Below are 8,650 nucleotides of genomic sequence, written 5' to 3'. Positions count from 1 at the left end.
CAGAGTGGCCCCTGTCCCTCCACGACCTTTCGCTAGGAGCGGGCGAGGCTCAGAGGGCGGGGGGCTCCGCTTGGAGGCGGCGGGAATCGAACCCGCAACAAAGCGGAAGCAAAACCCTAAGCAGGTCGCGCTGTTACCAGCTAACGCCTTGATCTCACACCGGATCGTTCCCCCTCTCCGTCCCGTCTTGTCCCGTCTCGTCCCGTTCTTATCCCCGCTGGAGGGGCACACTGGGGGTACATGCGGCCCAACAAGGTCAATCGGCTTGGACGCGAGCGGCCTGAGTTCCCCGGTCTCCCAGGGCTCACGAGAACCCCGTGGGAGGCTGACAGGAGCGTGTGCCCTGGCGAGGTGTGGCTGGGGAGGGGCAGGTGGAGGAGCGCGGGTGGGAGTACCGGCGGAGGCAGCCGGAGGGGACGGTGCTGTACGAGGCGGTGAGGGAGAACCTGGCCACGCTGCTGGCGGAGGCGAGCGAGGTGGGGCGCGGCCTGCCCCGGTACGTGGAGCGGGACGTAAGCCAAGTACCTGGAATGTGGAGTGCTGGCACACGGCTTCGCGCGGGTGCGCTGCGAGAGTTGCAAGGACGAACTGCTCGTCGCCTTCTCGTGCAAGGGACGAGGGGTGTGCCCCTCCTGTAACGCGAAGCGGGCGCAGGTGACGGAGGTGCAGCTGGTGGGGGTGGCACGGACTCTGCTCCGGCCCAGCGCACAGCCCGCGCGTCACCCTCCAGCGGCCCTTTCAACCCCTTTGCACCAGCCTGCTCCCTCAAACAGGGCCCCCATTCCGCCTATAGTCCGCGGAATCCTGGGTGGTGATCAGCAAGCCCCAGGCGTGAGATCCACAATGAGGCACAGCGTCTTGAAGATCCTGCGCGTTCCCTTCTCGGCACTGACCGGCTTCCTTCAGCGGATCGTCGACTTTTTGTTCGGCTACGATTTCTTCATCTCCTATGCATGGTCTGATGGGACGAATTACCCGCGGACTCTCGCCAGGCGCCTGCAAGAGGAATCCCGATTCCGGACCTTCATTGACAACATCGGGTATGTCCCTGGGGACAACCTTCGAAAGGCCACTCGGCGCCGAGTGCGCATGAGCACTGTTCTGGTGCTCGTCTTGCGTCCGGCAGCCATGAAGAGCGATTGGGTCCTGAAGGAGGTACAGACGTGCCTTGATGCCGGACGGACTCCTATCGTCATCGACGTCAACGGCACGTTCGCCACGGCGGCCGATTCGCCGTTGAAGCAATTGCTCGCCGATTCCCTACGGATAACGGAGAGCCTGGCAACAGGTGATGGACCCCCCTCGGAACAGACGCTGGATGAACTCAAGCGCTCATTCAAGTTTTCGCGTCGGGAGTCCCTGTTACTCAGGGTCGTTGGGTACGCCGCAGCGTTGTTTGCGATCATCGCACTGGTAGCAGCCGTTCAGTGGGACAGAGCGCGGCAGCTCGCGGAGCAGGAACGCGCTGAACGTGAGCGTGCCGAGAGGATGTATGGGATCGCGCTCGACGAGCTGGCCAAGGGGCTGGTGGATCTCGGCCAGCTGCAGGCGGAGGTCGACCCGGCACTTGCCGTGCGGCTTGCACTGACAGCGCACGACCTTCATCCGGGAGCTGAGTCTGTCAAGCTTTTGGAGTCGGCACTTCAAAGGAACCCGGTCTGGACTCGCATCGGCCCGTCCAACCCGGGGCCTGCTAAGGTGGAAGATGCCTCACGGCTCTCTCCCATGGATGTCTTCGCGACGGATCCCGATATTTCGACGGTCCTCACGCAGGAGCCCGCGAGGAAACGCGAGCGCCAGGGACACACGGGAGCTCTCATCGTGCTCCGAGAGGTTCCAACCGGGCGCACGCTCGCGGTGCTGCAACTCGACTCCAGTGAGGTCATGCTGACCCCCCGCTCCTCGACGACGCGGCTGTTCGCTACCAGGAAGGAGGGGCGGCTGCGCGTCTACGGACTCTCGGCTGCTGGAATGCAATCGCCCCTCCTGACGGTAGACGGTGCGAGAGACGTGGCTTTTACGGCAGGGGATTGGCCGGTCCACATCCTGACTCGCACAGGAGAGGTCCTGTCCTACTCCGAGAAGGAACGAGAGCCCCCACTCTCGAGGGGCATCGTCAAGGGTGCCAGGACGATTCATGCCCATCCACGAGGGGGGGGGCTGGTGCTGCTCGGGTCCAACGAATTGATCTGGATGAAGGTGGGACTGGGGCAGAAGCCCGAGGAGCACAGGGTGATCCCCTGGCCGGATCTTGCGCCGTTCGACACCGGCGCCGAGTGGGAGGCGTGGAGCGATCTTCGATGGGGACCAACAGCTGGAGATCTGCTCCTCCTTCAATGCGCGCCCGCGGATGAGAAGGACGCCTTCAAATGGAGCTCCGCTGTGCATGCGGTAGATCTCCCTTCAGGCCGCAAGCAATTGGTGAGTAACTCCGTGTACCGCAAGGATGACACGTTTCGTTGGTTCTTCGAGAGTGATCCGGAAGGCCGTCGGATTGTCATGACGTCCCAGGGACAAGAAGCCGGCGTGAAGATGCAGCTCGTCGACCTTGACTGGGAGGGTGCCCGGGAGGGAGGGGTGGTGAAGGTGACGACCCCCAAGGCGGGCCTGCTGGGTGGACACCGCAAGCTGACGCGGCCCGCCTATGCGGTCGCAGCAGCGATTGCGCCCAACCGGAACTTCATCGTCGTTGCAAGCCATTTGTTCCGAGGAGAACCTCATCTGGGGATGGGGCTGCTGGTGAGCTGCGATGACAAAGGCGAGGCTCCCTCTGTCGGCTGCTCGGTTCTACAACCGGAGCCGGTCTACCAATGGGGCGAGAAGGATCCGAGGGAGATTGGCACGGTCCCCTTGCTACGGTTGGCCTACAGCCAGGACTCCTCGCGTGTCCTCGCGTGGGATATCCGGGGTGTCTATCATGTCTTTCGCACTCGGGCGTCCCGAGGCTCTAATCGAATGCCCGAGGCCTGGAGCCTACGGCTGTTAACACCAGAGTTCACGCTGGAGGGAGAGTACGGTCAGAGAATGATCGCGCGTTTTGGCGATGGCGAGATCAGGAGTTACGACCTCAAGGCACACCGCGAAGAGAGGGTGCCCTCCATTGTAGCGCCTTCTCCGGTCCTGGTTGTCCACACGCTTCCTCAGTTGGGGGGATTGGGGGTCGTGACGGACAGGGAGATCATCCAGATCCGGGATGGTGTGATTGCCGGGAGGACTGCCTTGCCGGGCCAGGTCCATTTTGTGCTCTGGGGGCCGGAGCTGATCACCGCCTTTGCTGACAATGATGCCTACTTCATTCGCACCGCGGATTTGGTCATCCTGGGGGGCCTGGAAGATGAATCCAAGGCGGAGTTCCTTTCGCAGAGTGGCTCTTGGCGTGAGCAGGCCAAACTCAACTCTCGCTCTGTATCGCGATGGATCCAGGCACCAGACGGAAGGTACCGGCTTGGCGCCATCAAGGGTAGTCAGTTGCTGTTGTGGGTACTCGAGTATTCGCCCGAGCGAAGGAAGTTCAAGACGTTCCAGGAGAAGGTCAAACTGGTGGTCAGCGTTGACGACCAGGACTTTTGGTCGAGCCGAAGGCTGGACGAGCCGGATATCCTGTTCGTCCAGCATGGCACCTACGCGCAGGGACGGGCCGTGGCCTCATTTCAGCAGTATGACATCTCGACAGGTCAGGAGGTGTCCAAGTTCTTGCCGCCGCCCACTGGTTGGCCATTGAGTACCCTCGAGATCGAGGACGTGCGCCGGGTGGACGGGAAGGTGCTCATGCTGTTCCGCTACTTGCCTCCGGATAGTCGCGAAAATCACTATGCCGTGGGGTTTTGGGAGAAAGAGGGTGGGAGTTGCCTCCGGTGGGTTGAGCTTGGAAAGTTTGAGAACAATCCGTTGTACATCCAATCAGTGGATGGCGAGGCGGTGGCCCACGCTATGTTCTGGAACGATTCCACGAAGGAAAGTGCCTCACTCGTCAGGTTGAGTGATGGGGCGGTTCTCTGGAGTGGGGCGGTGCGATACGCAGGCATCCCGCCACCCTATCTCGTCAAGGGGGAGAGCGGGTCTTGGAGCCCTATCGCCACGGATTGGTACGATAGGATCATTCACAATCTTTCCATCCGCGGGCGTGACTACTGGGAACATGCGACGGAGATCCAACTGCCGGAAGAGCAGCGGCAGAGGATTGACCGACTCAAAGGCCGATGAGGGCGAGTTCACTGGGCTTCTCGGGATGGAGGCAGCGGGAATCGAACCCGCAGCGAGGCGATGGAAAAACCCGCAGCGGGCGGCGACCAGGGGGGCTGGAAGGCCATGGGTCGGCCGCGTCAGCGAGTCCATCATCGTCGTCGGCTCCCGTTGTGACGAGATGACTCATCTGGGTGCTGGGAAACGGCGCTATGGCTTGAACAAGGTGACAGAGAGGCTGACCTCGGGTGGTGGGCGGATGGGCATTGCCCAGCAGGGAGGGCACCTCTAAAGAGAACGGCACCGCGCTCCTGGTAAGCCAGGAATGCGGTGCCGCCCTTCATGTCATGAGGCTCACGAGACGTGAGGAGCCTTCTCCACGCTTCGCACCTGGGGCACCGAGGGCAGGTGGGCCATCAGCGCCTCGATCAGCTGCGCCACCGGGATGCCCTTGAAGTCGAGCACGGCCTTGCCCTGGTGGTTGCGCAGCTGCACCCGCACCGGCACTCCCTTGGGGAAGCGGCCCATCACCGCCTCCCGGACCTGATCAGCCAGCGCCAGGTCCTCCGTCGGCAGAGGCTTGCTGGAGGAGGGCTTGCGCTTGCGCTGGATGGCCTTGCGCATGTCCTCCACGCTGCAGTGGGAGAAGGCCGTGGATGTCGCCGCCCCATTCTCCCCCGGCACCTCGATGACGGTGCCGCCCGGCTCCTCGTGGTTCACCTCCAGGTCCGCCACCTCCTTGTAGGTGAGCAGCAGGGAGAGGCAGGTGACGCCGAACCGGCGAGAGACCGGCTCGCTGAAGTTGGCCGCCACCGCCCCATACATCTTCAGGGCCGCCTGCGACATGTCCCTCAGGTTCTGGCTGAAATAGTCCTGGGCGTTCTTGTAGCCCGCGATCTCCGCCAGCTTGCGATCCACCACGTAGTTATAGAACTGCCCCATGCGGTGGGGGAGCGTCGCCACCCAGCGGAGCACCAGCGCACCTCTGACGGACCCTGTCCCTTCGCGTCAGCTCCTGGGCCTGCCTGAGTGGAGACGGGCTCCTGGGCCCCTGTTTCCACGGGTGGTGCGGGTGACGGCGCTGTACGAGGCGGTGTGCATCGGTGCGCAGTGCCGGAGCAAGCTTGCCCTCTGGCCCAGGATTGGCGAAGAAGCGGACGCCCGAAGGCATCCGCCTGGGCAAGGCCCGGCGCCTCCGGCGCTGAGTACAAGGGAGGGTTCTACATGAAGCTCTATTTCAGTCCGATGACCCGTGCGACGCGCCCCCGCTGGATGCTCGAGGAGCTGGGAGTGCCCTACGAGCTGGCGACGCTGGACATGATGAAGGGAGAGCACAAGAAGCCCGAGTACCTGAAGATCCATCCGCTCGGCGCGGTGCCGGCCCTCGAGGACGGCGGGTTCACGATGTACGAGTCCGCGGCCATCATCATGTACCTGGCGGACAAGTACCCGGAGAAGGGGCTGGCCCCGGCGTTGGGGACGGCGGATCGTGGCGCGTACTACCAGTGGATCTCCTTCGCCATGACGGAGGCGGATCCACTGCTCGTCACCATCCTCATGAACACCCGCTTCCTCCCTGAGGCGGAGCGTTCTGCCGCGGCCGTCGAGAAGGCCAGCCAGCGCTTCAAGGTGATAGCCCCCATCATCCAGGAGCGCATGAAGGGCCGGGAGTACATCGTGGGCAATAAGTTCTCTGCCGCGGACGTGGTGGTCGGCGGCACGCTCGCTCTCGCCAATATGCTCAACGCTCTGGACGGCTACCCGGACCTGAAGGCCTACCTGGGCCGCCTGATGGAGCGCCCGGCGACGAAGAAGGCCTTCGCGTAGGCGCACTCCTGAGCCAGGCAGGACGTGCTGTCATGGGAGCTTCTGCTTCGTCTCCAGCACTGGGGCGAACAGGTCTCCCACCGCGTCCAGCCGCTTGCGCAGCGTCTTCAGGTTGAAGCGGCTCGGATCCAGGCGCCGCTTCACCTCGCTCCACTTCAGCGGCGCGGAGAACGGCGCCCCCTCCACCGCGCGCAGGGAGTAGGGGGCCACCACCGTCTTGCCCCGCCCGTTCTGCCCCGCGTCGATGTAGAGCCGGCCGTGGCGCTTGTTGATGGAGCGCTCGGTGGTGGCGATGTCGCTCAGCTGCGCCGCCACCTCGTTGGCCACGTCGTTCGCGAACTTCATGGCCCGCTCGTGGGTATAGCCGGCGCGCAGCGGCACGAGCACATGGAGCCCCCGCTTGCCGGACGTCTTCGGGAAGCTCTCCAGCCCGAGCGACTCTAGCTTCTTGCGCATCGCCGTGGCCACGGTGATGAGGTCCGCCCACGTCCCCTTGCCCGGATCCAGATCGAACAGCACCCAGTCCGGCTGCTCCAGCTTCGGCGCATGACTGGACCACATGTGGAGCGTCAGCGCGGATTGGTTGGCCAGCCACAGGAGCGCGTCGGGGCTCTTCACGTTCACGTGATCAATTGTCCGGTTCAGGTGCTTCACACGGAGGGTGGGCACCCAGTCGGGCTTGCCAGACAGCTCATGCTTGAAGAAGCCCGGAGCCGCGATGCCTCCGGGCCACTGCTGCACGGAGATGGGACGGTCCTCCAGCACCGGGAGCATCAGCGGCGCCACCTGGCGGTAGTACTCGAACACGTCCTCCTTGGTGTACCCGTCCTTCGGGTACAGCACCCGGTCTCCGCTCGTGAGCCGGGCCTGGCCCGTGTCCACTGCTGCGTCCTCCCGGACTGGGAGCTTTGCCGAGCGCGCCGCCAGCGCCGTAGGGATGCGGCGTGCCCCCGTGCTCCGGGACGCCGTACGCTTTGACGCCGCGCGCTTCTGGGAAGCTGCCGGCTTCTCGCGCACCACCTCCTCCGGCTTCTTGTCCGTGCGCAGGCCCTGGAACACCGGGTGGCGCAGGCGGCCATCATTCGTCCACTCGGTGAAGTGGACCTGGGCCACGTACTTCGGCTGTACCCACACAGCGCCTGGGCGCTTCTTCGCGTCCACCGCCACGGGCTTGTCCACGCGGATCCGCTCGAGCAGCTCCCGCAACTGGTACCGCATCTTCGTGTCGAAGCCCGTGCCCACCTTGCCCACGTCGTGGTAGCCGTCCGGCCCTCTCACGCCCACCAGCAGCGCGCCGATCTCCTTCGCCGAGTGCTCGTTCCTGATGGGCAGGAACCCGAGGATGACGACCTCCTGCCCGGCGATGACCTTGAGCTTCAGCCAATGCCCCGAGCGTGCCCCCACGTACGGGGAGCTCTTCTTCTTGGCGATGAGGCCCTCCCAGCCGCGCCGCTGGGCCTCCTTGAGCGCACGGTCCCGAGGCAGGTCCAACCGCTCGGACAGCTGCAGCGGGGGCTTCACGCCCGAGAACAGGCTCTCCAGCAGCTCGCGCCGGGCCTCCAGCGGCTTGTCCCGGAGATCGTGGCCATCCAGCCACAGCAAGTCGAAGGCGACGAAGCGCAGGTCTCCGCCGCTCTGGTTCTGGAGCAGCTGGAAGCTCGAGCGCCCCTTCTTGTCCAGCGCCACGACTTCACCGTCGATCACCGCCTCGGGGACGCGGAGCCGCCTCAGCTCGTCCGCGAGCCCTGGGAAGCGCCCGGACAAGTCATTGCCGTTGCGGCTCTTGAAGGAGAGCCCGCTCCCGGAGAGCGCAGCGATGGCGCGGAAGCCGTCGTACTTCACCTCGAAGAGGTGGGTGGCCTCGGAGGCCTCCTCGGGGGTGGCAAGCCGCGCGAGCATGGGCGGCCACACCCGCTGGAGCAGCGTCTCCGCGGGTGGGTGCGCACGATCAAGTGCGCTCTTGTGCACGGGACCGCGCGTCTCGCGTCGCCCGGACTTCACGGACTCGGGGCGCTCGGTGACGACGTCGTAGTCCGGGTTCTCGGTGCCATCCAGCGACTTGAAGCACAGCCACTGGTTCTTCCGGCCATCCCCTCGCGTGCGGATGAGGTGCCAGCGGCCCTGGAGCTTCTCGCCATGGAGCTCCACCACCAGGTGGCCCTTCTCGCGCTGCTCATGGGCCTTGCCGGGGGGCACCGTCTCATAGGTGCCCTCGTCCCAGAGCAGCGAGTCCCCGCCGCCGTACTCCTCGTCCGGGATGCGGCCCTCGAAGCGGGCGTAGGACATCGGGTGGTCCTCGGTCTCCACCGCCAGGCGCTTCTGCTTCGGGTCGTAGCTGGGGCCCTTGGGGATGGCCCAGCTGGCCAGCGCGCCGTCGATCTCCAGCCGCAGGTCATAGTGCAGCCGGGTCGCGTCGTGCTTGTGCACCACGAACATGGGCTCCCCTCCGCGCCGCTTCAGCGGCACGTCGGGAGAGGGCTCGGGCGTCTTCTTGAAGTCGCGCTTGGCGCGGTAGGTCTGGAGCGATTGTCGGGTCTTCACTCCGCAAGGGTCGGCATTGTCCCTACAGCGTGCAATTCTTGGAGGAGCAGGGGAAGCCGGGCGAAAACACCAGGCGCCCCGGGCCCCCGCCTCACGGCCG

At 64.8% G+C, this 8,650-nt stretch carries 4 protein-coding genes and 1 pseudogene; 3 read left to right on the top strand and 2 right to left on the bottom strand.

Going from position 1 to position 8,650, the window contains the following annotated elements; genetic code table 11:
• Positions 1-525: 525 nt before the first annotated feature.
• A pseudogene (locus VD972_RS17325) lies at positions 526-642 on the top strand (transposase zinc-binding domain-containing protein); the annotation flags it as partial.
• 216 nt (positions 643-858) lie between these two features.
• A complete protein-coding gene (locus VD972_RS17320) occupies positions 859-4,203 on the top strand; it encodes a toll/interleukin-1 receptor domain-containing protein (RefSeq protein WP_324988408.1) in 3,345 nt (1,114 codons plus the stop codon).
• Positions 4,204-4,536: 333 nt separating this feature from the next.
• Here VD972_RS17320 and VD972_RS17315 read toward each other — a convergent pair whose 3' ends face one another.
• Positions 4,537-5,145 carry a hypothetical protein gene (locus VD972_RS17315; RefSeq protein ID WP_324988406.1) on the bottom strand — a complete coding sequence of 203 codons (609 nt, stop codon included), beginning with the start codon at positions 5,143-5,145 and terminating at the stop codon, positions 4,537-4,539.
• A 261-nt stretch (positions 5,146-5,406) separates the two neighbouring features.
• Between VD972_RS17315 and VD972_RS17310 the strand changes: the two genes are divergently transcribed.
• The gene (locus VD972_RS17310; protein WP_324988404.1) at positions 5,407-6,009 is read left to right on the top strand and encodes a glutathione S-transferase family protein; all 603 of its coding nucleotides are present in this window, start codon (positions 5,407-5,409) and stop codon (positions 6,007-6,009) included.
• A gap of 30 nt (positions 6,010-6,039) precedes the next feature.
• Here the strand turns inward: VD972_RS17310 and ligD are convergent, their stop codons facing one another.
• Entirely contained in the window at positions 6,040-8,550 is a 2,511-nt protein-coding gene (gene ligD, locus VD972_RS17305) for a DNA ligase D (protein WP_324988402.1), read from the bottom strand.
• Positions 8,551-8,650: the final 100 nt, after the last annotated feature.

Source organism: Hyalangium sp. (genome assembly GCF_035629615.1).
GTDB lineage: Bacteria > Myxococcota > Myxococcia > Myxococcales > Myxococcaceae > Hyalangium.
This window is presented reverse-complemented; position numbering and strand designations above follow the sequence as displayed.

Bases quoted from the DNA above. Each gene is read 5' to 3' on its own strand.
- VD972_RS17310 (WP_324988404.1), top strand. From the start codon at position 5,407: ATGAAGCTCTATTTCAGTCCGATGACCCGTGCGACGCGCCCCCGCTGG.